The organism is Orbaceae bacterium lpD01, from assembly GCA_036251705.1.
Classification (GTDB): Bacteria; Pseudomonadota; Gammaproteobacteria; order Enterobacterales; family Orbaceae; genus Utexia; species Utexia brackfieldae.
Genome location: CP133959.1, coordinates 162092 through 186099 on the forward strand (window position 1 = coordinate 162092; position 24008 = coordinate 186099).

General features: G+C 40.5%; 21 protein-coding genes and 1 tRNA gene. 11 read left to right on the plus strand and 11 right to left on the minus strand.

Annotated features, from left to right (window positions below):
* The first annotated feature begins 13 nt into the window (after positions 1 to 13).
* A complete protein-coding gene (gene thyA / locus RHO15_00700) occupies positions 14 to 808 on the plus strand; it encodes a thymidylate synthase (GenBank protein WVD64065.1) in 795 nt (264 codons plus the stop codon).
* Between the two features lie 105 nt (positions 809 to 913).
* Here thyA and RHO15_00705 read toward each other — a convergent pair whose 3' ends face one another.
* The 3 genes from RHO15_00705 to xthA form a co-directional block, all read right to left on the minus strand.
* Positions 914 to 1897 carry an NADPH:quinone reductase gene (locus RHO15_00705; GenBank protein ID WVD64066.1) on the minus strand — a complete coding sequence of 328 codons (984 nt, stop codon included), beginning with the start codon at positions 1895 to 1897 and terminating at the stop codon, positions 914 to 916.
* Positions 1898 to 2063: 166 nt separating this feature from the next.
* Entirely contained in the window at positions 2064 to 3401 is a 1338-nt protein-coding gene (xseA, locus tag RHO15_00710) for an exodeoxyribonuclease VII large subunit (GenBank protein ID WVD64067.1), read from the minus strand.
* 11 nt (positions 3402 to 3412) lie between these two features.
* Positions 3413 to 4219: an exodeoxyribonuclease III gene (gene xthA / locus RHO15_00715; protein ID WVD64068.1), complete on the minus strand. Its 807-nt coding sequence runs from the start codon at positions 4217 to 4219 to the stop codon at positions 3413 to 3415.
* Between the two features lie 206 nt (positions 4220 to 4425).
* Between xthA and RHO15_00720 the strand changes: the two genes are divergently transcribed.
* From RHO15_00720 to RHO15_00740, 5 genes are all read left to right on the plus strand, one after another.
* Positions 4426 to 4797: a rhodanese-like domain-containing protein gene (locus RHO15_00720; GenBank protein ID WVD64069.1), complete on the plus strand. Its 372-nt coding sequence runs from the start codon at positions 4426 to 4428 to the stop codon at positions 4795 to 4797.
* A gap of 251 nt (positions 4798 to 5048) precedes the next feature.
* A complete protein-coding gene (locus tag RHO15_00725) occupies positions 5049 to 5678 on the plus strand; it encodes a YchE family NAAT transporter (GenBank protein WVD64070.1) in 630 nt (209 codons plus the stop codon).
* Between the two features lie 40 nt (positions 5679 to 5718).
* The gene (tyrA, locus tag RHO15_00730) at positions 5719 to 6840 is read left to right on the plus strand and encodes a bifunctional chorismate mutase/prephenate dehydrogenase (protein ID WVD64071.1); all 1122 of its coding nucleotides are present in this window, start codon (positions 5719 to 5721) and stop codon (positions 6838 to 6840) included.
* Between the two features lie 238 nt (positions 6841 to 7078).
* Positions 7079 to 8221, plus strand: a complete 1143-nt coding sequence (gene nagA / locus RHO15_00735) for an N-acetylglucosamine-6-phosphate deacetylase (protein ID WVD64072.1) — start codon at positions 7079 to 7081, stop codon at positions 8219 to 8221.
* 47 nt (positions 8222 to 8268) lie between these two features.
* Positions 8269 to 9498: an ROK family protein gene (locus tag RHO15_00740; protein WVD64073.1), complete on the plus strand. Its 1230-nt coding sequence runs from the start codon at positions 8269 to 8271 to the stop codon at positions 9496 to 9498.
* 120 nt (positions 9499 to 9618) lie between these two features.
* Here the strand turns inward: RHO15_00740 and asd are convergent, their stop codons facing one another.
* Positions 9619 to 10722 (minus strand): aspartate-semialdehyde dehydrogenase, encoded by a 1104-nt coding sequence (asd, locus tag RHO15_00745; GenBank protein WVD64074.1) that lies wholly within the window; start codon positions 10720 to 10722, stop codon positions 9619 to 9621.
* 521 nt (positions 10723 to 11243) lie between these two features.
* On the opposite strand from asd, the gene RHO15_00750 reads away from it, so the two are divergent.
* Positions 11244 to 12464, plus strand: coding sequence for an N-acetylmuramoyl-L-alanine amidase (locus RHO15_00750; protein WVD64075.1), 1221 nt, complete (start codon positions 11244 to 11246; stop codon positions 12462 to 12464).
* A gap of 221 nt (positions 12465 to 12685) precedes the next feature.
* Here the strand turns inward: RHO15_00750 and RHO15_00755 are convergent.
* Positions 12686 to 12762, minus strand: a tRNA-Met gene (locus RHO15_00755).
* Positions 12763 to 13144: 382 nt separating this feature from the next.
* Here RHO15_00755 and sltY point away from each other — a divergent pair.
* Together sltY and trpR are read left to right on the plus strand one after the other, a co-directional pair.
* Positions 13145 to 15097: a murein transglycosylase gene (gene sltY, locus RHO15_00760; protein ID WVD64076.1), complete on the plus strand. Its 1953-nt coding sequence runs from the start codon at positions 13145 to 13147 to the stop codon at positions 15095 to 15097.
* A gap of 149 nt (positions 15098 to 15246) precedes the next feature.
* Entirely contained in the window at positions 15247 to 15540 is a 294-nt protein-coding gene (gene trpR / locus RHO15_00765) for a trp operon repressor (protein ID WVD64077.1), read from the plus strand.
* A gap of 98 nt (positions 15541 to 15638) precedes the next feature.
* Here the strand turns inward: trpR and robA are convergent, their stop codons facing one another.
* The 3 genes from robA to RHO15_00780 form a co-directional block, all read right to left on the minus strand.
* Complete coding sequence (robA, locus tag RHO15_00770; protein WVD64078.1) at positions 15639 to 16535, minus strand: MDR efflux pump AcrAB transcriptional activator RobA; 897 nt, start codon at positions 16533 to 16535, stop codon at positions 15639 to 15641.
* Between the two features lie 249 nt (positions 16536 to 16784).
* Positions 16785 to 17366, minus strand: a complete 582-nt coding sequence (nfuA, locus tag RHO15_00775) for a Fe-S biogenesis protein NfuA (protein WVD64079.1) — start codon at positions 17364 to 17366, stop codon at positions 16785 to 16787.
* Between the two features lie 62 nt (positions 17367 to 17428).
* A complete protein-coding gene (locus RHO15_00780; GenBank protein ID WVD64080.1) occupies positions 17429 to 18112 on the minus strand; it encodes a phosphoribosyltransferase family protein in 684 nt (227 codons plus the stop codon).
* Positions 18113 to 18480: 368 nt separating this feature from the next.
* Here RHO15_00780 and RHO15_00785 point away from each other — a divergent pair, with 368 nt between their 5' ends.
* A complete protein-coding gene (locus RHO15_00785) occupies positions 18481 to 18960 on the plus strand; it encodes a peptidylprolyl isomerase (GenBank protein ID WVD64952.1) in 480 nt (159 codons plus the stop codon).
* A 63-nt stretch (positions 18961 to 19023) separates the two neighbouring features.
* Here RHO15_00785 and pepB read toward each other — a convergent pair whose 3' ends face one another.
* From pepB to RHO15_00800, 3 genes are all read right to left on the minus strand, one after another.
* Positions 19024 to 20301 (minus strand): aminopeptidase PepB, encoded by a 1278-nt coding sequence (gene pepB, locus RHO15_00790; protein WVD64081.1) that lies wholly within the window; start codon positions 20299 to 20301, stop codon positions 19024 to 19026.
* Between the two features lie 129 nt (positions 20302 to 20430).
* Positions 20431 to 21858: a deoxyribodipyrimidine photo-lyase gene (gene phrB, locus RHO15_00795; GenBank protein ID WVD64082.1), complete on the minus strand. Its 1428-nt coding sequence runs from the start codon at positions 21856 to 21858 to the stop codon at positions 20431 to 20433.
* A complete protein-coding gene (locus tag RHO15_00800) occupies positions 21848 to 22570 on the minus strand; it encodes a DUF1722 domain-containing protein (GenBank protein WVD64083.1) in 723 nt (240 codons plus the stop codon). Before RHO15_00800 ends, phrB begins: the two co-directional genes overlap by 11 nt.
* Positions 22571 to 22896: 326 nt before the next feature.
* Here RHO15_00800 and RHO15_00805 point away from each other — a divergent pair, with 326 nt between their 5' ends.
* A complete protein-coding gene (locus RHO15_00805; protein ID WVD64084.1) occupies positions 22897 to 24006 on the plus strand; it encodes a hypothetical protein in 1110 nt (369 codons plus the stop codon).
* Positions 24007 to 24008: the final 2 nt, after the last annotated feature.

The window sequence follows — 24008 nt, forward strand, 5'->3', positions numbered from 1 at the left end:
GGAACGCCTTAACATGAAACAATATCTCGACTTAATGCAAAAAATACTCGATGGGGGTACACCAAAATCGGATCGTACCGGCACGGGTACCTTATCTATTTTTGGCCATCAAATGCGTTTTAATTTGCAAGCAGGCTTTCCGTTAGTCACTACCAAAAAATGTCATTTGCGTTCAATCATTCATGAACTACTATGGTTTCTTAAAGGTGACACCAATGTCGCTTATTTACATGATAATAAAGTCACGATTTGGGATGAATGGGCAGACGAAAATGGCGATCTCGGCCCGGTATATGGTAAACAGTGGCGTAGCTGGGGCACAGCAGATGGTCGGCACATTGATCAAATTAGTGAAGTAATTGAACAGATAAAACACAATCCAGACTCTCGTCGTATGATTGTTTCAGCCTGGAATGTTGGCGAACTTGACCAAATGGCGCTGGCACCTTGCCATGCTTTTTTCCAATTCTATGTGGCTGATGATAAACTCTCTTGCCAGCTTTACCAGCGCTCATGTGATGTATTTTTAGGTTTACCTTTTAATATTGCGAGCTATTCGCTGTTTGTCCATATGATTGCGCAGCAGTGTGATTTAGCTGTCGGTGATTTTGTCTGGACTGGGGGAGATACTCATCTGTATTCAAATCATATGGAACAAACCCATCTACAGCTAACGCGTACACCACGTCCGTTACCGAAATTAATCATTAAGCGTAAACCGCCGACAATTTTTGATTACTGTTTTGAAGATTTTGAAATTGAGGGCTATGATCCTTATCCTGGCATCAAAGCCCCTGTTGCTATCTAAGCAAATTCAGACCTAATCATCTTCCGTCAGAAACTAAAAAGGCAGCTTAAGCTGCCTTTTTAGTTGCCGGTATTTCGGTATTAAGCTAAATTTAACCTCATACGATTAAGGAATTAATAAGCTTGAGCCGGTTGTTTTACGTGACTCGATAGTTTTATGCGCTTGCTGTGCATCTTTTAATGCAAAGATCTGATTGGGATTAACCTCCACTTTGATGGCACCAGAAGCCACCATACTAAAGAGTTTATTACCCGCTTCTTGTAACTCTTCAAGTGTTGTTACATAGCCAGCGAGTGAAGGACGCGTCACAAATAAGCTGCCTTTTTTATTTAAGATACCCAGATCAACACCCGTGACTGGACCAGATGCATTACCAAAGCTCACCATAAGTCCGCGACGCTTTAAACAATCCAATGAGGTTAACCACATATCTTTACCAATCGAGTCATAAACCACATTCACTTTTTGATGATTGGTTAATTCAAGAACTTTCTGCACAATATCAGTTTTATTATGATTAATCACTTCCCAAGCTCCGGCTTGTTTAGCAATCGCAATCTTTTCATCAGAACCCACTGTACCGATCAGTTTGGCACCGATGGCTTTTGCCCATTGGCAAGCAATTTGGCCAACGCCCCCTGCCGCCGCATGAAATAAAATAATTTCATCACGTTTCACCTGATAAGTCAGATTCAATAAATAATAAGCCGTTAAACCTTTTAACATGACTGCGGCAGCTTGTTCAAAGCTGACATTATCAGGCAATACAATGACTCTTTCAGCCGAAACTACATGATACTGCGAATAAGCACCCAACGGTGATTGGCAATAAGCCACACGATCACCGACTTTTAAATGTTTAACCTTGGCTCCAACTGCTTCAACCAACCCTGCAGCTTCGGTACCGAGACTAGAAGGTAATTGCGCAGCAGGATATAAACCACTGCGAACATAAGTATCAATATAGTTAATCCCAATCGCTTTATTGGCGATTAGCACTTCATTATCCGCAGGCTGACGTGGTGTAAAATCGGCGTAGGCTAATACGCTTGCGTCGCCATACTGATTAAATTCAATACGCTTTGCCATAAATTTCTCCTTCATAATTAACAATATCGATATCTGTAAATATTTAACAGACTGTTTTTAATGCTATTTCTTTATTTTATTCAATTTTCCGTACAATGATGGACAGAACATCATCATCGGTATTTTCAGTTTTCAGACCCTATTGATACAGATTTATCCGCTAAACTTATATGGACTCGGCTATCTCTGTCACATGACTGATAATTTTACCTTTTTGCAGCTGAGTGACGATAGTATCCCCTACCTTGACCTGTTCATCGCACGTAATCACCTCGTGCTGGTCTCTGGTTGTGACAGAATAACCCCGTGATAGTGTCTGCAAAGGGCTCATACTATGCAGTTTTTCAGCCAGTAATTCAATACGATGGCGTATTTGGTTGATTTGCGTTTGTGCTGAATAATTTAAGCGTTCTTGCAGACCCTTAAAATAGACCTGATGCTGATTTAAGCGTTTTTGCGGCGAATAATACGATAAGCGAGTGGTGTCGCGATGTAATCGCTGCTGGGATGCGACGATTTTTTGTTGCATGAACTCGCTCGCCCGATTTTGTAATTGGATAAATAGGGTTTGTTGACGCGCTAAACGTAATTGCGGATGCTGCTGGGAGAGCCGATGAAATAACTTACTGGCATATTCTCGTTTTTGCAAAATCAGATAGTCCATCACCATCAATAAATGTTGTTGAACATTTTGTAAACGATTTAAACGTTCTTGTTTATCTTTACTCACCAATTCAGCGGCAGCTGAAGGGGTTGCCGCACGTAAATCAGCCACAAAATCGGCAATAGTAAAATCGACCTCATGCCCCACGGCACTAATGATGGGTAACTGACTGGCAAAAATCGCTCTGGCCACGACCTCTTCATTAAACGGCCAAAGATCCTCAAGGCTGCCACCGCCACGGCCGACAATTAATATATCGCACTCATTGCGTTGATTTGCTATCGCAATCATTTTGGCGATTTGAGGTGCCGCCTCATTTCCCTGAACTAAGGTTGGATAAATAATCACCTGCAAGCTCGGATCTCGCCGCTTTAAAATCTGACAGATATCATGTAAAGCTGCACCTGTAGAGGAGGTGATAACACCCACCACACGCACGGTATCGGGCAGTGTTTTTTTATGGCTACTTTCAAATAAGCCTTCATCTTGTAGCTGCTTTTTCAGTTGCTCAAATTTTTGCTGTAACAGCCCATTACCGGCCACCTGCAATTTATCGATGACGAGTTGATATTCACCACGCGCCTCATACAGTGTCACCGTCGCCCGAACCAGTATCTGCTGGCCATTTTGCGGAATAAAGCCCGTACGAAAATTACAATTACGGAACATCGCACAACGCACCTGCGCGACATCATCTTTCAGGGTAAAATACCAATGACCAGAGGCGGGTTTTGAAAAGTTAGAAATTTCACCCAACAGCCAGACTTGGCCAACGGCATCAGTTAAGAGATCTTTTACCATCTGATTAAGATCTTTGACTGACATGACATTATTTTGCATTGAAAGCATCATCAGAGTTTAAACTCGGCCCAAATCGGTGCATGATCGGAAGGTTTTTCCATCGCTCTTATTTCATAATCAATTCCCGTATTGTCACACAATGCCGCAAGCTTATTACTGGCTAAAATCAAATCAATACGTAAACCGGTATTCGAATCAAAGCCATGCGAACGATAATCAAACCAAGAGTATTGACCGGTGGTCGTCGGATTCATTGCTCTAAATGTATCGACGTAGCCAAGCGCAAAAAGAGCGTCCATCCACACGCGCTCTTCCGGTAAAAAAGAGGTTTTCCCCGTGCGCAACCAACGCTTTTGACTATCGGCAGAGAGGCCAATATCCAGATCAGTTGGGGCAATATTCATATCGCCCATGACTAGAACCAAATCGTTATCACTATTGGACTGCACTAAAACCGTCTGCAAATCTTGATAAAATTTGCGTTTCATCGGATATTTTGTTGGATGATCCTGACTTTCCCCTTGCGGAAAATAGCCATTGATAACCGTCAATTTCCCCTTTTCAGTTGGTAATTCGGCCATCACTAAACGACATTGCGCCCCCTCTTCATCACAAACAAAGCCTTTTTGGCTTGATAATGGTTTGGCTTTTGTCATCAGCGCAACACCATAATGTGATTTCTGCCCATGATAAATTAAGTGGTAACCAAACTGCTCAAGCTCAGCTAAGGGAAACTGCTCATCATGTACTTTGGTTTCTTGTAGACCAATCACATCGGGTTGATGTTTGTCAATAATGGCGCTCAGCTGATGAGGTCTGGCGCGTAATCCATTAATATTAAAAGAGATAAATTTCATGTTGTCATATTCTGTGCGGAATTTATCATTATCCTATCAGAGATAACCAAACTTGTTAAGTTTATCCCAGCTATCACTTCCATTAGCCTGGCAATATCGCCAGTCAAAACTACCAATATTTACCACGCTAGACTATCGCAGAGCAGAAGTAAAAATGGTAATATGCATAATAATATTCTCCTCGTTATGATTAAAAGGTTATCACTATGCAACATAATCCAGGTTTTGAAAACCTATGTTCTACCGCACGTCAGCAGGTCACAGAAACAACAGTTGATGCAGTGAAATCACACATGGATAATGACGAGCTGCCACTATTGATTGATGTGAGAGAAGACAGCGAATGGTTTACTGACCACTTACCACAGGCGATCCATCTTGGTCGTGGCATTATTGAGCGAGATATTGAAACCCAAGTACCCAATAAAAATACAAAGATGATCCTATATTGTGGTGGTGGTTTTCGCTCTGTACTGGCGGCAGAAAGCTTGCAGAAAATGGGGTACACCAACGTTATCTCAATGGATGGCGGTTATCGCTTATGGAAAGAAAAAGGCTATCCGTTAGTGAATCATTAATTGTTATCCTCTTTTTATCTGCATCAGTCAAGATAAAAGATGAGCAGCGTTTTTGCCTCGTGGTTAAACTGACGCATGCCTGAATGATAAGTGTCTGAATCTCATGATAATATCCTGAGATTCATCTTAAATTACGATAGTCTGTGATTTTCACACCAAATGGCCGCCATTTAAGATTTAATTTATTCCTCATCATCTTATATGCTATGATGATAAACTATCTCTTTGATGTTTTAGGTCTATCATAAGTTATGGATATTCAGCTATATCTAAAATTCTTTATTGGTCTGTTTGCCTTAGTCAATCCGATCGGTATTTTGCCCGTTTACATCAGTATGACCGATGGGCAAGATAAAATTCAAAAACAAAAAACCAATCACATGGCTAATATCTCAGTCGCCATCATTCTGATTATCTCACTATTAATTGGTAACTCAATTCTCTATTTTCTCGATATTTCCATCAACTCATTTAGAATTGCTGGCGGTATTTTGGTGATTTTTATCGCCATGAGTATGATTAATGGTAAGTTGGGAGAACATAAGCAAACTAAACAAGAGCTGACCGAATCGATTATACGAGAAAATATTGCTGTTGTACCTTTAGCGTTACCTTTAATGGCCGGACCTGGTGCTATCAGTTCAATGATCGTTTGGAGTTCTCGTTATCCTGACTGGTTTCATACACTCGGTTTTATTTTGGCGATTATTATTTTTAGTGGCTGCTGTTGGTTATTATTTAAATCGGCGCCACTGATTATCCGCGTTTTTCGACAGACCGGCATTAATGTTGTGACCCGAATTATGGGATTGTTATTAATGGCATTAGGGGTTGAATTTGTGATTACAGGACTTCGTGGCGTATTTCCGGGTTGGTTATAACCATTTTACCTATAATGATAAATGGATAAGGTGAATCTTCATGACGACAGATTTAAATACACTTCGCGAACAGATCGATGAGCTTGATCACTCATTATTATCGCTGCTTGAAAAACGCTTAAATCTAGTCAATCAGGTCGGCGTAATTAAAGATCAACTTGGCTTACCGCTTTATTCGCCGGAACGCGAATCCTTGATGATAAAAGATCGTCGCGATTATGCTAAAAAGCATGGCTTATCGCCGGAACTGGCTGAAGATATTTTGCGTCGTATTTTTCGTGAGGCTTATAATCGTGAAAATAATGAAGGTTTCAAGAAAACGTTTAGTGGTAAAGGTAAAATTGTTATCTTTGGTGGTAACGGTCTCATGGGGCGGCTCTTTACGCGCCTGTTTAGTTTATCCGGTTATCAAGTAAAAGCATTAGGCTCTAAAACTTGGCATGAAGCACCTGACGCGGTTGCTGATGCAGATGTGGTGATTGTTTCCGTACCGATTAATAAGACCCTTGAAATCATAGCTCAGTTACCGCCACTCCCCAAAGAGTGTATTTTGACTGATTTCACCTCGATTAAACAACAACCCTTATCGGCAATGCTAGATAAGCATGATGGCCCGGTTGTCGGTCTACACCCGATGTTTGGTCCCGATGTGCCTAATCTCACCAAACAAGTGGTCGTTGCCTGTGATGGCCGCTATCCGGAAAAATATCAGTGGTTATTGTCACAAATGCAGGTTTGGGGAGCACATCTTTATAAAATTGCAGCGCTTGATCATGACCGCAGTATGTCTTTTATTCAGGCATTACGCCATTTTAGCTCGTTCTCTTATGGGGTTAATTTACAACAAGAGCAAGCCAATTTAGATCAGCTGGTGGCACTGTCTTCGCCTATTTATCGCTTAGAACTGATGATGGTCGGCCGGTTATTTGCACAAGATCCGCAACTTTATGCTGATATTATCATGTCATCGACACAAAATATTTCGTTGATTAAACGTTATTATGAACGTCTCGGTGAGCTGATTAAATTACTCGAAAGCGGCGATAAAACCACCTTTATTAAAAACTTTAATGAAGTATCAGCTTGGTTTGGTGAATATGCTCAGCGCTTTATGAATGAGAGTCGAACATTACTTAAGCTGGCGAATGATAACCGCATATAACAGTGACGTGGTTAAAATGAGCGATATGGCCTCTTAATCGTATATAGATTTGAACCGATCATATTGGCCAGTTTACCCCTCAATACATATCGACTGATAATCTACATAAGTGAATACCTGATTAATATTAATCATATCCATCACCAGATAAAATGCGCAAATGAATCGAGGTTTAGTGATCAAGATGAATCGTTTTGCAGATGACAGGATAACCGAATGATTGGAGAAAAAGCAGCAGATGTATGCATTAAAAAACGCGCAAATTTATACAGGTAAGGATGTACTGCAGCAACATGCTATCATCATTGATGATCAGCATATCGTCGATATCTGTGCTGACCATCATATCGCTGACAATATCACGACTTATGATTTACAGGGCAATCTGATTGCTGCCGGTTTCATTGATCTGCAGCTCAATGGATGCGGCGGCGTACAATTTAACGAAAGCCTTGATGCCCTTAGCGTTGAAACACTCGAAACCATGCAGCAGATCAACTTACAATCGGGTTGTACCAGTTTTCTGCCCACATTAATTACCTCAGCGGATGCATTGATTTTTAAAGCCGTTGAAACTATGCGTCAGTATTTGAGTAAGCATACCAATCAGGCGCTGGGCTTGCATCTTGAAGGACCGTTTATTAATCCGGAAAAAAAGGGCATTCATAACGCCAGTCATGTCCGCCAACCAACGGCCGAAATGATTGATTTTCTGTGTCATAATGCCGATGTCATTAAAGTGATCACCTTAGCACCAGAGTGCGTAAATTCAGCCTACATTCAGCAGCTTGCCGCTGCGGGTATTCATGTCGCAATCGGCCATTCAAATGCCACTTATCAAACCTGTCGTCAAAGTTTTGATGATGGTATTACGCTCGCAACACATCTGTTTAATGCCATGTCCCCAATTTCAGGCAGAGCACCTAGCGTTGTCGGCGCAATTTATGATACACCGGCAGTCTATAGCACCATTATCGCGGATGGTTTACATGTTGACTGGGCTAACATACGTAATAGCTATCGTATAAAACAGGATAAATTAATTTTAGTCACGGATGCGATATTATTAGCCGCATCTACGCTGACCTCAGCTATTTTTGCCGGAAAAACAATTTATAATCAAGCTGGTAAATGTGTTGATGAAGCGGGAACCTTAGGTGGCTCTAGCTTAACGATGATGCAAGCTGTAGCCAATATTGTTCATCATACCGATATTCCACTGGCTGAAGCATTAAGAATGGCCTCACTGTATCCAGCCAGAGCAATTGGCTTGGATCATCAGCTAGGCAGTATTGAGAAAGGAAAAATAGCCAATCTGGTGGTATTTGATCGCCATTTTGTCACTTATCAAACCATTATCAATGGTAAACTGAATCGTTAGCATAAATATAATACAGCGGCATATGATGCCAATAAAATGGATAAAGAATGGCTCTCAATTACTTAAATGTAGTCGGCAATACTGAACTGGTCAAACAGCTTAATTATGCAATGATCTATCGATTAATTGCCCAGCACAGTCCAATCTCTCGTATTCAACTTGCCGAGATCAGTCATCTGGCCCCAGCAAGTATCACAAAAATCACTAAACAGTTATTAAAAAATAATCTTATCAAAGAAGTGGATGCCCAGCAGTCAACGGGCGGTCGACCCGCTGTCTCAATTATTGTTCAAACCTCGTTATTTCAAACTATTGCGATACAGTTTAGTCGCACTGATATCACGATTGAACTTTATGATTTGGATGGTAAGTCATCAATTTCGGAGACCTATCCACTGAGTGATTTCACTCAGCGCTTAGCCGAAAATTATTTACTGACCATCATCGATAATTTTATTCAACATCATCAAACAAAGATTAAAAAGCTGATTGCGATTGCGATTGTCATGCCTGGATTAATTGATGCAGAAAAAGGCGTGATTAAATATACGCCACATATTAAAGTCAATGACTGGCAAATCAGCCAGTCCATCAATAAAAAATTTGCCACACCCTGTTTTATTGGTAATGATGTACAAAGTTTAGCGCTGGCTGAAAGCTATTTTGGTTCAACACAAGATACCAATGATTCAATTCTGATCCGCGTACATCACGGGATAGGCTCCGGCGTGATTATTAATCAGCAGCTGTTTGTTAACTATAATCAAAGCATGGGAGAGATTGGCCATATTCATGTTGATCCGCTCGGCGAGCGTTGTCATTGTGGTAATTTTGGTTGTCTGGAAAATAGCGTCATCAATTGCTCGATTGAGTCTCGCGCCAAACGCCTCATCGAACAAGGCTATAATACGCTATTAACGCTGGAGCAGTGCCATATTAAACATATTTGCCAATTTGCTCAACAAGGCGATAAATTATGTACCGATCTCATTCGTCAGGCTGGTAAAGATTTAGGCTATGCGGTGGCGATGTTAATTAACCTGTTTAATCCACAAAAAATCGTGATTGCGGGTGAGATATCAAAATCAGATCAGATTCTCTTCCCGGCGATTCAAAGTGTGCTCGATTCACAAGCATTAAAAGTATTTAGAGATAGTGTCAAACTCAGCAGTTCAACCTTGAATGACTGTTCGGCGATCGGTGCCTTCGCGTTAGTTCAGCAAGCGATGTTTAGTGGCAGATTGCTGATGGACTTACTGTCAGATCATACCGAATAAGAGACTGATGTTCAGGTATTGGTAAAATTCTCGCCTGATTCGTAATATGAAAATATTGAAATAAAGACGATTGAATGGCGGAATAATCTCCGCCATCTCTCACACTATATAAGACAAGACTTAGAGTAGAATACGTAGCATACGGCGTAACGGTTCTGCCGCACCCCATAGCAGTTGATCGCCCACATTAAAAGCAGACAAATACTCTTTACCCATATTGAGTTTACGTAAACGGCCCACAGGGGTTGATAACGTACCAGTGACGGCTGCTGGTGTTAACCCTTTCATCGATAATTCTCGGTCATTAGGGATCACTTTAACCCACTCATTATGATGTGCTAATATTTGTTCAATGTCAGGAATTGATACATCTTGTTTCAGCTTAATCGTAAATGACTGACTATGACAGCGCAGCGCACCAACACGTACACATAAACCATCAACAGGAATGATCGTGCTCGTGTTTAAAATCTTATTGGTTTCCGCCTGGCCTTTCCACTCTTCTCGGCTTTGACCATTTTCCAGTTGTTTATCAATCCATGGAATCAAACTGCCAGCCAGTGGCACACCAAAATTATCAGTTGGTAAAGTACCATCGCGCATTCTTGCGGTGACCTTACGTTCAATATCTAAAATGGAGGCAGCTGGATTTTCTAAATCTTTAGCGACCTGAGCGTGTAACATCCCCATTTGTGTCAGCAGCTCACGCATATGACGAGCACCACCACCAGAAGCCGCCTGATAAGTAGCAACTGAAACCCAATCGACCAGATTATGGGCAAATAGGCCACCTAGTGACATTAACATTAAGCTTACCGTACAGTTTCCACCAATGAATGCCTTAATACCTTTATCCAGCGCTTGATCAATATGCGCGCGGTTCACTGGATCAAGAATAATCAGCGCCTCTTTGTGCATTCTTAACGTTGACGCGGCATCAATCCAAAATCCCTGCCAGCCAGCTGCACGTAGTTTAGGATAAATTTCAGCAGTATAATCACCACCTTGACAACTGATAATAATATCGAGTGCCGCAAGTGCCTCAATATCATTAGCATCTTGCAATACACCGGTTTTACCATTATAGGCAGGGGCAGTCTGACCCATTTGAGAGGTTGAGAAAAAAATCGGATTAATTAAATCAAAATCACGCTCCTCAACCATTCGCTGCATCAGTACAGAACCCACCATACCCCGCCAACCAACAAACCCTACATTTTTCATATTTATCATTCCATGTTATTTATTCATGCCACAGGATATACTGATTACACCTTGCGCGTACAAGCATCATCGTTTAAGCGCTATCAACAATATCGACTCATTTTGATTCATCTCACTGAGATACGTCAATCGTTAAGCAAATCCGTCATTGAGAGATAATCATGCCGCTCATTGCTGGTTTCTTTTTATCAAGATTTGCCATCACCGAAAAGATTGTCTCATTAAAGCAAAAAATGATAATAACACAAAGGAAAATAATAATTATTTAGAATACCGCGCTATCAATAAATCGCATTTATATCGACATTGCCATAAGCGGATGAATAAAATCAGCCACTACAATAATGATAATCAGCAATGATGCCGGAATACGCATAAAATAGCTTTTTCACACGCTAAGCACAGAACAAAACACGCTATATTCCATCAACAGATCGTGTTAATGATGAGATTTCAATACAAATTAATGATATGATTAGGCCAATTTAATTTTATCGTTATTGCCTTAGAGATTCATTGTTATGTCAGATTCGCATAGTTCAACACGTCGACTACTGTTCAAGGGAATTATGGCGGCTTGCGTACTAAGCGTGAGTCGCGTCGGCTTTGCTGCATCAACGCAAATGGTTGCAGTGCGAGTTTGGCCATCATCAACCTACACACGCATAACACTCGAATCAAATCTGCCACTGGTGTTCCGTCAATTCTCTTTATCATCACCAGATCGGATTGTCGTGGATATTGATGATTTATCGTTTAATTCAGTCTTTCGCAATATCACTGAGCTGGTCAGCCCCGATGACCCTTATATTAAAAATTTACGTGTCGGGCAGTTTGATAAAAATACCGTTCGCTTAGTGATTGAGTTGAAACAAAAAGTCAATCCTAACATTTTTACCTTAAAGCCGATTGCGGAATTTAAATATCGCTTGGTCATTGATCTCTATCCGCAGAGCCAGCAAGCGGTCGATGATGATCCGCTTATTGCTCTTTTAGAAGAGTATAATAAAGGACAACTTTCCCAGTCAGACAGTAGCAATAAACCGATTAAAGTCGATAATAGAATTGTTATCATGCTCGACCCGGGTCATGGTGGCGAAGATCCCGGGGCAATCGGCTATTATAAAACAAAAGAAAAAGTCATCGTATTACAAATTGCACGTCGCTTACGTGATCTGATAAAAAAAGAGCCTAACATGAAAGTCTATATGACACGTAATGAAGACGTTTTTTTACCTTTAAAGGTCAGAGTGGCAAAAGCACGTACGTTACATGCTGATCTGTTTATTTCCATTCACGCCGATGCGTTCACCAGCCGACAAGTCAAAGGCTCATCTGTCTTTGCGCTCTCAACCAGAGGCGCGAGTAGCTCAGCAGCGAGTTATCTGGCACAAACCCAAAATGAAGCAGATGAAATTGGTGGGGTGAGCCGAAGTGGCGATCAATATCTCGATCACACTATCTTAGATTTAGTCCAAAAAACCACGATTAGTAATAGCTTACTCCTCGGTGAGGCTATCTTAAATCATCTCAAAAGCGTGAATCCATTACATAAAAAAACCGTCGAACAGGCTGGCTTTGCCGTATTAAAAGCACCAGATGTTCCATCCGTATTGGTAGAAACAGCCTTTATTAGTAATCCGGCAGAAGAAAATCGCTTACGATCAGCTAACTTCCAAAACCAAGTCGCCAAATCGATTTTAAATGGGATTAAAAGTTATCTAACGCAGAGAAAAGTTTAGCTTATTACCGGATTAAGTGTGCTAACCGAGATATTAATCTTAAACAATAAAGCGGAATTACTTCAGATTCGTCAGTGTTTGAAAGCACTCTGTGCCATAATACTGTTGTATAAAAAAGATTATAACAAGCCATATCCTGAAAGCAGAGCATCTGGAAAAAATAGCAGAAATATTGAAGAATACAGAGAATTTTTTGAAGGTAGACCAATGGAAGAGGAAATTGGTTGCGGGGGCTGGATTTGAACCAACGACCTTCGGGTTATGAGCCCGACGAGCTACCAAGCTGCTCCACCCCGCGTCAAGAGCTGCATATAATATAGCAAAAGAGATTAATTGCAAGGGAATAAGTGAATAAATATGAACAAATTGAGTGAAGCGCTAATTTATACACAACTTATTACTAAAGTTTGAGCAAAGTGTCACTATAGGCTGAATTTAACCTCACACCACGCCAGAAAAATCAGTCACTTAACCGCGATAGATACAGTTAAAAAATAAATTCACACTATTTTAAGCACACCTTGTACTTTTATCATCAGCGAGTCGTGATGGTATTACCGCATCATATAAGGCCAGATGATACGATAATCGCTAGTATTATCATATCAGCATGTTACACTATTAGGCGATATTATCGATTGATTTGTTCAGCAAGGAAGATTTTTATCATGAGGAAAATAATGAAACAGTTTTTGGTCATTATCAGCATAATGACGGTACTCAGTGGCTATGTTTTCGCCAATAGTTCATTACCGATCGCTGAACAGCGAAAGTTATATCAGCAGTGGCAAGATAATCAAAGTAGCCTGGATAGTGCCACACAACTGAAGCAGCTAGAGCAGTTCAAAGATTATCCGCTCTATCCCTATGCCCTCTATCGTTATCTGGTTAACAATATCAAAACCGTGCCGGCTGAACAAGTTATCGATTTTATCAAAACTTATGCTGATTCCCCTTTATCAGGTGATTTACAGCGTCTATATACCAAAATCCTTAACGATAACCAGCAGTGGCAAGATCTTGCTAAATTCCCGATTGATAATTCATTGCAATCACGCTGCTATAGTTATGTGGCTCGGTATAATAATCATAATAAAAAAGCCTTGGAGCCGATTAAGAATCTATGGTTAACCGGTCAGGAGCTACCATCATCTTGTGATCCTATTCTGGATATTTGGCAAAAATCCGGCGCACGGACCACTAATCTGGTTTTACTACGAATAGAATTAGCGCTGAAAGCAGGTAATATCAATCTGGCGCGTTATTTGACAAATCAGCTACCGGATACTTATAAAACGACACGTAGCGCTCTATTAAATATGCTCAATGATCCCTTAAAGCTGGTCTCCTTTTCTAAAACAGTCACTTATAGCCAATTTACCCAAGATATCGTTTTGAGTAGTTTTAGCCGACTCGCGCGTAAAGATCCACAATATGCCTTAAAAATATTACCGACTATTGCTAAACAACAACATTTATCGGTAGCAGAGCAAGAGAGCTTAAAAATAGCTATCGCCTGGCAGTTCTTCAGTCCATCAGCCACCAAAACACAGATTGCGTGGCGTGATAAGATTATCGCGAACAGCAAAAATACCGCTTTAATTGAACGCAGAATTCGTCAAGCACTACGTGATAAAGATGATAAAGCCCTCGCTAACTGGATCAATGTCTTGCCTGATGCCGATCAAGAAAAAGATGAATGGCGTTACTGGAAAGCTATTTTGTTAGAAAAACAAAATAAAAAGACTGCTGCAAAAACGCTATTCACCTCAGTTTCACAAAGCCGTGGCTACTATGCCATGCTGAGCGCACAAAAATTAGGGTTAAACTACGCGTATGATCTCAACTATCCGGTCATCGAGGGTTTAACCTCACAAGCAGAGCAAACCGCATTAAAACAACAATATGATCATAATAAGGTTATTCAGCGTGTCCGGGAGCTTCGCTACTGGCAAGATTATGCTGCCGCTAGTCGTGAATGGCGTTTTTTACTCTCACAGCCATCGCAACAAGCCAACCTGGCTACATTAGCGCGCTATGCCTATATTCAAGGTTGGGGTGAGCATAGTGTACAAGCAACGATTGCGGGTAAGTTATGGAACAATTGGGTAGAACGTTTTCCTGTCGTCTACGTGGAGACATTTAAAAGTGCTTTAGCGGATAAGGATGTGCCCGTTTCCTACTCATTAGCGATTTCCAGACAAGAAAGTGCACTTGAACCAACAGTCTCTTCTCCTGCAGGCGCCCGGGGACTCATGCAATTAATGCCAGCAACCGCAAAAGATACCGCCAGTAAAATCAGTGATTTGAATTACGCCTCAGCGGATCAATTATATGAGCCAGAAACTAACATTCGACTCGGTACGCAATTTCTTGAAAATATGTATCAGCAATTTAATAAAAATCGGGTTTTATCTTCCGCCGCTTATAATGCCGGACCCAATAGAGTCAAACGCTGGCTCAATGATACTCATGGTACGCTCGGCGTCGATGTATTTATCGAAACCATTCCTTTTACAGAAACACGCAATTATGTAAAAAATGTACTGGTTTACGATTATATCTATCGACTTATTTTGAATCATCAGCCACAACAATTGCTCACTGATGATGAGTTAAAAGCAACTTATTAATAATAGATATTAAACTTGACTAACTGGATAACATAGACACTATTCTCATCACCAAATAGTCCGCCCTGAAAACCCTGGTAAAATGATTTTCGGGGCCAACCAATAACCAGATAATCAATTTAATTAAGGCCATATAGAAAGGGTAAGTTATGCAACAAGATGATTGGCAAAATACTGTCGAACTGCTCAAACAAGCATTTAAAGATAATGTAGAATTTGATTTACTGAAATTATTATTAACACTAGATGAGCGAGACGCGATTGCCACACGAGTTGAGATTATTAAACTTCTGCTGGAAGGGAGTATCAATCAACGTGAGCTTAAAAATCGCTTAGGTATTGGTATAGCGACGGTCACGCGCGGTTCTAATAGCCTCAAAGAAGCGAAACCTGAGCTCAAAACCTGGCTAGAAAAAAATCTGCTAGTTAAATCGGATGTGTAAGGAATAGGTCGGTAGTAGCAAATCGGCGTAAAACAGTCAATCATGTAGAGATTATCGATAATATTGGCGGTCACATCGACCGCCATCAAATCAATCGATTACTCTTTCATAATAATCGGAATGCAATAGTCACACTCAATTTCTTCTGGGCTCTCAAACAAGCCGTTACTAAAGTCATGCGTATCACAATGATAATGAATTTCAATATCAGGATCTTTACGACGTTTAACGCTAAGTGCCGGTAATGCAGCAAGATAGATCTGCTCAATGAAGGCCCAAAAACCATCAGTAGGACCAATATATTTAAAGCAGACATATAAGCCTTCTTTACGATGAAAGGCATAAATATCTTCGATATTTTTCTTCTCTTCTAGCGCTATCGTATAGATCATCTCTTGTTCATCAGGATTATCGATACTCGGTTGTGGCATACTAAAAGCAAAAACCTGTGATGGGAAATGTTCTTTACTCTTAACATACTTCTTCACATAATCTTTGAAGAAGTTCTCTCGAATTTTGATTTTCTCACTCAGTATCTCATTCAGATTACAGCGGCTCTTATAAGCCACGCCCCAGAAAACTTTATCCGGAAATGTAATAAATTGAGGTTCAGGCAACATTAACGGCTTCTTATCCAATTCAATAGGTGGCGTTAATCCCGCAGGATCCCAATACTCAGCACGACGATAGCTCGCGGGTGTTAAACTAAACTGCTTTTTAAATGAACGCGTAAAAGTTTGTTGCGAATCAAATCGATACTGCATAGCAATATCTAAAATCGGTTTACTGGTGAGCTTCAGCGCCAACGCTGCATGCGTTAAGCGACGATGACGAATATAAGTACCTAGAATACAGCCGGTAACTTCTTTAAACATACGCTGTAAGTGCCATTTAGAATAGCCGGATTTTTTAGCAACATTATCTATCGATAGCGGCTGCTCTAAATTTTTTTCAATCCATTTAATCAAATCAGAAATAATGTGTATTTGATTCATAAAATTTGTACCACTATCACTGTGAAAATACCCTAAAATGAACTATCTTACCTAAAAAATAATCAGTAATTATAATCGAAAAACAAATAAAATATAACTATTAATCAATTTTAATTTAAATAATAGACATTTTTGTTTATCGCATCGTTGCGAAATATTGATTTATTCGCACAAACATCCTTATTCAACCTGAATAAATGAGAACTCAATGATGATACTGACATGTAAGTTAATTCGCTTATACAACACTTAATAGTAAGAGTGCTCGCCACGCTGGTGCTCAGTAAGATCCTTTACGCCTGCAAGTTCAGGGAACTCTGCCATTAGCTCTTTTTCAATGCCCTCTTTTAATGTCACGTCAATCATAGAGCATCCATTACAGCCACCACCAAATTGTAAAATAACGAAATGATCATCGGTTATTTCAACCAAAGAGACATAACCACCATGGCCAGCTAGCTGAGGATTAATTTTTGACTGTAAAACATATTGAACACGTTCAATTAAAGGTGCATCATCAGCCACTTTTCTCATTTTCGAATTAGGTGCTTTTAACGTCAGCTGAGATCCAAGATCATCTATAGTAAAGTCAATCAATGCCTCCTCCAAAAAAGGAGCACTAATTTCATCAATATAGACCGAAAAATCAGCGAAAACTTGTTTCACATCTTTTTCTTCGACACTATCCGGTGGACAATAAGAGACACCACACTCCGCCGATGGCGTGCCAGGATTGATAACAAAAATCCGAATTTGTGTATTTTCTGGCTGTTTTTCCAACAATTTTTTAAAATGAGTCTGTGCTGATTCTGTAATTGTGACAATTGACATAACTTATTATCCTAAAATAGTTGACCTCTATTGTAGGTTATTATAGGGGCTGTTTATTGTTTCTACAAGGTTCTGCATAAACAAATTACTTGAATATCTTTTGCACCATTGCGGGCTAAAACCTGACAAATCTCATCAATAGTACTGCCCGTCGTGACAATATCATCAACTAATAGGATACGTTTACCCGATAATAAATCCTGACAATCAAAAGCATTATGCAAATTGGCGCGACGATCGCGTGCAGATAAATATTTTTGATCGGGTGTCAATTTTTTTCGAATTAATTGGTCTTGACTATAATCACAATCAAGCCAATAAGCCACTAACTTAGCCATCAAGGCAGTTTGATTAAAACCTCGCTGTGCTTGTCGACGTTGAGATAAGGGGACTGACAGAACCAGATCTGGTTTTTGTAATCCCTGTATACGTCGATAATCCAGCCATCTTAATAGCAGTAAGCGTCCAAACAGATAAGATAATTCAATCCGTCGATTAAACTTTAATTGATGAACCAACTGTTTCAACGGTTCACGATAAGCGGTTACCGCCATCAAAATCGACCATAATGGCGATTTATGTCGACAAGAATAACAAACAGGCGTAGAAAAAGAGGGCAGACTACACAGTAAACAAGGGCAGTCGATGGCTGTTAGTTGTTTTAAACAGTAACTACAGATACCGTGCTGAGATAATCGCAAAGATAAATGACATAAAAAACATCGCGTTTGTAGAAAACCGATCATCAACAGCCCCCATGATAAAATAGTTTCAAACAGGATATATCAACCAAAATAGTCTTGATATATCAAAGACATCTTCTTTATCGCTGTTTTTTTAATCGTCAAACAATAATTATGCAAATTTTGGGAACTATTTCCATAAAATATGTCTTAATTCAAATAGCAGGTAAAAAATGCATTATTTATCTTTTAAATGGTGCAATAATATGAATAGAAATATCAACATGGATTGTTTTGTTACGCTCAGTAGAAAACAAAAAAATAAACTCAATAAGGGAACGGTTGTTATGTTTAAGAAAGGGCTAGTTTGGATTATTGCGATGATGTTTTCACTTATCTCTGCGGCATCATTTGCCGATACTAAAGTGAAAATGGTGACGAATTTAGGGGATATTGTGATTGAGCTCAACACAAAAGCAGCGCCAATCTCAAGTGCCAACTTTTTGAAATATGTTAATAGCGGTTTTTATGATGGTCTGATTTTTCATCGTGTTATTCCCAATTTTATGATTCAAGGGGGCGGTTTTAATAGTACTATGGAACAAAAAGAGACGAATCCTGCAATCAAAAATGAAGCCAATAACGGTCTTAAAAATCAACGTGGCACGATTGCGATGGCCAGAACCAACGTCATAGATAGTGCGACCAGTCAGTTTTTTATCAATTTAGTCAATAATGATTTTCTTAATTATCAATCACCTAAAAATTATGGTTATGCCGTATTTGGTAAAGTGATCGACGGCATGGATATCGTGGATAAAATTGCCGAGATCAAAACAGGACGCTCGAAAGGTTATGACAATGTTCCTCTAGAACCGATTAAGATTATTCAAGCAAAAGTGATTCAATAAGTTTACGCGCATTGCGTGATATTCAAAAAACGGCAATCCTGCCGTTTTTTGATCTGTACCCATTTATCTCTGCAATAAAAAATTCGCTAAGCTTCGCACCCCAAGCCCTGTCGCACCTGTCGCCCATAAATCAACGGGACTTTTACGATAAGTCGCCGAGCAGTCAATATGTAACCAACCCTGTTGATAAGATTCAAGAAAATGGGATAAAAATGCAGCGGCTGTACTTGCGCCCGCCGTATTGGCTTGCCCCGCATTATTTAAATCAGCAAAAGCTGAAGGTAACTGACTACGATGAAATTCAGCCAGTGGTAAACGCCAAAAAGGCTCATATTCTTGCTGAGCAGACGCTAATAACTGGCCAGCCATGATATCGTCAAAACTCAGTAATGAATGATAATCATTACCTACCGCAATTTTTGCCGCACCCGTTAACGTCGCACAATCAATTATTAGTTCTGGTTGATACTGCTCAGCATCAATTAAACCATCGGCTAATACGAGCCGCCCCTCAGCATCGGTATTAGTCACCTCAACGGTTTTACCATTACGATAATGAATAATATCCCCCAATTTGAAGGCACTGCCACTGACCATATTATCGGCACAACACAAGATCAGTTTTACCCGTTTATTCAGTCCACGTACAATCGCCAGCGCTAGTGCACCGGCAACCGTCGCCGCACCGCCCATATCTGATTTCATTGACTCCATAAAATTACTCGGTTTTAGGCTATAACCACCTGAATCAAAAGTAATTCCTTTACCCACCAAACAGACATTGACAGGCGCTTTCACATCACCTGTCGGATTGAAATCGAGTGTTAATAGAGCTGGCTCACGCGTGGAACCTCGACCAACTGTATAAATACCGTGATAGCCTTTATCATTGAGCGCTTCACCCGCGGTTAACGTATATTCAAATTGATCGGTTACTGATGCGATTAAACTGACGCTTCGCTGAGCAAGTGCCACCGGGCCTAGCTCTTCGGCTGGCATGTTGATGGTATCGCGAACCCAATCAATGATCAGTAAACGATGACGCAGTTCAGCCATATCGGATTCACTTAATTCTGGCCACGCAATCACGTTATTACATTTAGGATGACGAAATCCTTGCCAAAAATGCCAGCAAGCTTCAACATCCCAACCTTCGCCGGCTAACTTGATACTTTTAATTCCCTGACCATCAAGCTTGCGTCCCGCACGCTGAATTGCGCCTAAGCGGTGATTTTCTCGATAATGAATGATCGCGCCTACGTCATTGAAACTGATTAACGCGTTTTTGCCCCAGGTTATTGGCGCAGCCTCAGCAGATAAAAAAATCGACATCGCGGTCATAATTTATTCCTTCATAATGATATTTTAATCGTTATAGTATATGGTTTGCCTGTATCGATTGTCGATGACAATCAGACGCTAATCCAAATCAATTTCTCACTAAACTTTTATTTCCTCTATCTTAACGGGCTAAATGGTTTTAGCCTGTTCGTAGGCCGACAAAGTCAATTTTCTGGCGGACTGGTGATCGACCATCGGTAAGGGATAATCCAGTGTTTTCTGTTGTTCATTAGCCCATGAATGTGGCACATGAATAAACTTATCCGGTACCTGCGCTAATTCAGGCAGCCAGTGCCGGATAAAATCACCTTGAGTATCAAAGCGCTCGCCCTGCGTCGTTGGATTAAAAATACGAAAATATGGCGCTGCATCGGTACCGGTTGAGGCCGCCCACTGCCATCCACCATTATTCGCAGCTAAATCCCCATCGGTTAACTGTGACATAAAATAACGTTCACCCCAACGCCAGTCAATTAAGAGATCTTTGACTAGAAAACTGGCACAGATCATTCGCAACCGGTTATGCATCCAGCCAGTTTGATTTAACTGACGCATTGCAGCATCAACAATCGGATATCCGGTCATCCCGGTTTGCCACAAAGAAAAATCAGCCGGACTGTTTTGCCAAATCACACTATCAGTCCAATCAATAAATGGTTTTCCTTTACTCAATCTGGGATAAGCAACCAGTAAATGCTGATAAAATTCACGCCAGATTAACTCATTAAACCAAACAAAAGCGCCACTTTGCTGATCCTGCCAAAACAGCGGATTTTCCAACGAGAGTCGCATAAAACACTGTTTAACTGAAATAATCCCTAACGCTAAATAGGCCGACAACTTACTGGTTCCATCTAGTGCCGGACGATCGCGCGTTTGTGCATAATCATGCACCTGCTGCGCACAAAAATGCCGCAATCTATCTAAAGCGGCCGCTTCTCCAGCCGGCAAATCGTGATAATCGGCATATGGATAATCAAAAGGGGGTATGTGACTCTGACTTATCGGGTGATTTCGAGGCTGTGGCTTTGGCGTAACCGTCATATTCGCAGCAAAAAATGTTTGCAAAAATGACTGCCTAAAAGGGGTAAAAACTTTATACATTTCGTGATTACCCGTCAAAACCGACAGCGGCGGCAAAAATAGATTACCATGACAACCTGTGACATTGACTGAATTTGACAATTTTTGCCCAAGCAAAATATCCCGCTGTTGTTCATTAAACTCATACTGATGATTGTAAAATAACTTGCTGACAGCATGCTGCTGACAAAGCGTAACCAAAATATCAACAGATGCCGTAAAATCGTCGCATTGTTGATAAAGTAGTGGAATACCTAATACCGCTAAGGATTGTTGTAAAGCTAACAAATTATCATAGATAAAATGCGCTTGTCTGGCTGACATATCATGCTGCCGCCATTGCCCTGGCGTTGCAATAAAAACGGCTATCACATTCGCTTGTGGATCTTCGCATGCCATAGACAGGGCAGGATTATCAGTCACTCGTAGATCATTACGAAACCAAACTAAGTGCGTAGATCTTTTATTCGACATGGGCAGAATCCTCTAAAATAAGATAACTGTGTTGTAATATATCCCGGTAACCGGTTAAATAATACTGCTGACGTAAATAATCATTCGGATATAAAGCCAGATAGTCATTTAACTGATTGATCACGACTAAAAGCGATAACTGGCCTTGTCGGAATGCCTCAATCTGCTCAACCAGTTGCTGTTTTTGCTGTGCATTCAAATAAGGACGAAAGTAGCCTTGCAGATGTTGTACGACATTGCTATGGTTTTGTTTACTTGAACCCAAAGCAAAAATAGTGAGTAGTTTTTTTTTATAGATTTGCAAAGTCTCTTCAGTCACCGCTTGTAGCTGTGCGACATAGGGCCCTATTTTTCTATATTCAGGTTGTGAATAGGCTAATAACAGCAGTTTAAACCGACTATGATAATCAATTAAAGCCTGCTTAGTCGGCTGGATTTGCTTTAACTCATTGATAGTGAGTAACTGAACTAAATAGTTGATGAGATGCTTAGGCGATGAAAGCTTATCGATAGTGATACAGGGTACGGCGGCTTCATCTATAGTCGGGCACTCACTAATCATACCACTCACATCAGTGGATATAATCAAGTCAGCGTATAGTTCAATCTGATAACCTAATGAGGCTACAATAGTACACAACTGTTGATAATGCCGATTCAAGAATAGTTCCGCCGGATTAATCTCAATCTGAATGACCAGTCTCTTATTCATCATCAATCCCATACTTATGACATCATAATTTAGTATTATAGATAACGGCACGATTAGCTATAACAATTTGACTATTTTAGTGATAATTTCTCGATATTCGCTGCTTCATTATTTTATCATGGTCAATCATCTGCTATAAAGATAAAGCGCAAAAAAATAGCGATGAAGCTATACCGGCAGCGCCAAAATAGGATGCACATCTTATCGGCTAACTGACCAATATCTACTTGTTTGTATCCAAGTAATTAATCGGTAGGGTTTCTCTGGACCTATCTAATGGTATAATCAATTGGCTTTCATTATCAGCTAAAAGGAATCGTTAAACTATGTCTCGTTCTCTCACGCTCACGGAGTTTTTATGTCAAATTCCTAAAGCAGAGCTCCATTATCATCTATTAGGTGGTGTCAGATTAAACACCATGCTTGATTTAGCCAAAAAATACAATGTGGCATTGACAGAAAAAGAAGCGAAAACCTATTATCGAGCCTATGCACATGAAAATGAAGTAATGAAAGGCGGAATTGCGGCACTTAACTTCTTATATCCACTGCTGCGATCAATAGAAGACTACCAACGGGTTGCGTTTGAAGTCTTAGAAGATGCGAAAAATACTGGTATTCGTTATGTCGAATTTTTCTGGAATCCTTCCGATACCTCATTACCCTATAATGAGGTTACTGAAGCGTTAGTTAGTATTTTTAAGCAAGCAGAAACCGCCTGGGATATCAGCGCTTATCTGATTCCCTCGATCAATCGAGAAAAAAGCCCAGAAGAGGCCATTACGATGGTTGAGATGGCCATTAACTATCCACATCCCAGAGTCCTGGGCATTGGCATTGATTACCGTGAAGATAATGCCCCGATTGAGCACTTCTGGAAAGCTTACCGCTTAGCACAGCAACACGGATTAAGATTAACAGGGCACTGCGCTGAATTTGGTCTTCATTGGCGCAATGTGGAAACGGGGCTGGATCTTATCGGTCTGGAGAGGATTGATCACGGCTATACCGTTACTGAAAACCCCACCTTAATGGCTCGGTGTGTGAAAGAGGGAATACCATTTACGGTCGTACCAAGTAATACCTTCTTTTTGAAAAAATGGCCAGATCATCATGAATGGCGCACTAAACATCCGATTCGCGTTATGGCTAAGGCGGGTATGAAAATTATTCCCGCCACTGATGATTGGCATATGCATGATACCAATGGCGTGAAATGTTATCAGATATTAATTGAAGATTTTGGTTTTGATTTGGATGGCATCCGCCAGCTGATTATCAATGGAATTGATGCGGCATGGCAGCCAGAGCCGGTCAAACAAAAATGGCGTTATGAATGGCTTAATCGTTTTGATTTATTACGTCAAAAACTCATTTCTGAGCCAACGATTGATCCATCACACCGTATCGCATATGGACCACAAATCCATCGTTAAAC

Bases quoted from the DNA above. Each gene is read 5' to 3' on its own strand.
- RHO15_00740 (WVD64073.1), top strand. From the start codon at position 8,269: ATGGCTCTCAATTACTTAAATGTAGTCGGCAATACTGAACTGGTCAAA.
- asd (WVD64074.1), bottom strand. From the start codon at position 10,722: ATGAAAAATGTAGGGTTTGTTGGTTGGCGGGGTATGGTGGGTTCTGTA.
- RHO15_00750 (WVD64075.1), top strand. From the start codon at position 11,244: ATGTCAGATTCGCATAGTTCAACACGTCGACTACTGTTCAAGGGAATT.
- tyrA (WVD64071.1), top strand. From the start codon at position 5,719: ATGACGACAGATTTAAATACACTTCGCGAACAGATCGATGAGCTTGAT.
- trpR (WVD64077.1), top strand. From the start codon at position 15,247: ATGCAACAAGATGATTGGCAAAATACTGTCGAACTGCTCAAACAAGCA.
- RHO15_00780 (WVD64080.1), bottom strand. From the start codon at position 18,112: ATGATCGGTTTTCTACAAACGCGATGTTTTTTATGTCATTTATCTTTG.
- xseA (WVD64067.1), bottom strand. From the start codon at position 3,401: ATGCAAAATAATGTCATGTCAGTCAAAGATCTTAATCAGATGGTAAAA.
- RHO15_00705 (WVD64066.1), bottom strand. From the start codon at position 1,897: ATGGCAAAGCGTATTGAATTTAATCAGTATGGCGACGCAAGCGTATTA.
- thyA (WVD64065.1), top strand. From the start codon at position 14: ATGAAACAATATCTCGACTTAATGCAAAAAATACTCGATGGGGGTACA.
- pepB (WVD64081.1), bottom strand. From the start codon at position 20,301: ATGACCGCGATGTCGATTTTTTTATCTGCTGAGGCTGCGCCAATAACC.
- RHO15_00720 (WVD64069.1), top strand. From the start codon at position 4,426: ATGCAACATAATCCAGGTTTTGAAAACCTATGTTCTACCGCACGTCAG.
- xthA (WVD64068.1), bottom strand. From the start codon at position 4,219: ATGAAATTTATCTCTTTTAATATTAATGGATTACGCGCCAGACCTCAT.
- phrB (WVD64082.1), bottom strand. From the start codon at position 21,858: ATGTCGAATAAAAGATCTACGCACTTAGTTTGGTTTCGTAATGATCTA.
- RHO15_00800 (WVD64083.1), bottom strand. From the start codon at position 22,570: ATGAATAAGAGACTGGTCATTCAGATTGAGATTAATCCGGCGGAACTA.
- RHO15_00805 (WVD64084.1), top strand. From the start codon at position 22,897: ATGTCTCGTTCTCTCACGCTCACGGAGTTTTTATGTCAAATTCCTAAA.
- RHO15_00725 (WVD64070.1), top strand. From the start codon at position 5,049: ATGGATATTCAGCTATATCTAAAATTCTTTATTGGTCTGTTTGCCTTA.
- RHO15_00785 (WVD64952.1), top strand. From the start codon at position 18,481: ATGGTGACGAATTTAGGGGATATTGTGATTGAGCTCAACACAAAAGCA.
- nagA (WVD64072.1), top strand. From the start codon at position 7,079: ATGTATGCATTAAAAAACGCGCAAATTTATACAGGTAAGGATGTACTG.
- nfuA (WVD64079.1), bottom strand. From the start codon at position 17,366: ATGTCAATTGTCACAATTACAGAATCAGCACAGACTCATTTTAAAAAA.
- sltY (WVD64076.1), top strand. From the start codon at position 13,145: ATGAAACAGTTTTTGGTCATTATCAGCATAATGACGGTACTCAGTGGC.
- robA (WVD64078.1), bottom strand. From the start codon at position 16,535: ATGAATCAAATACACATTATTTCTGATTTGATTAAATGGATTGAAAAA.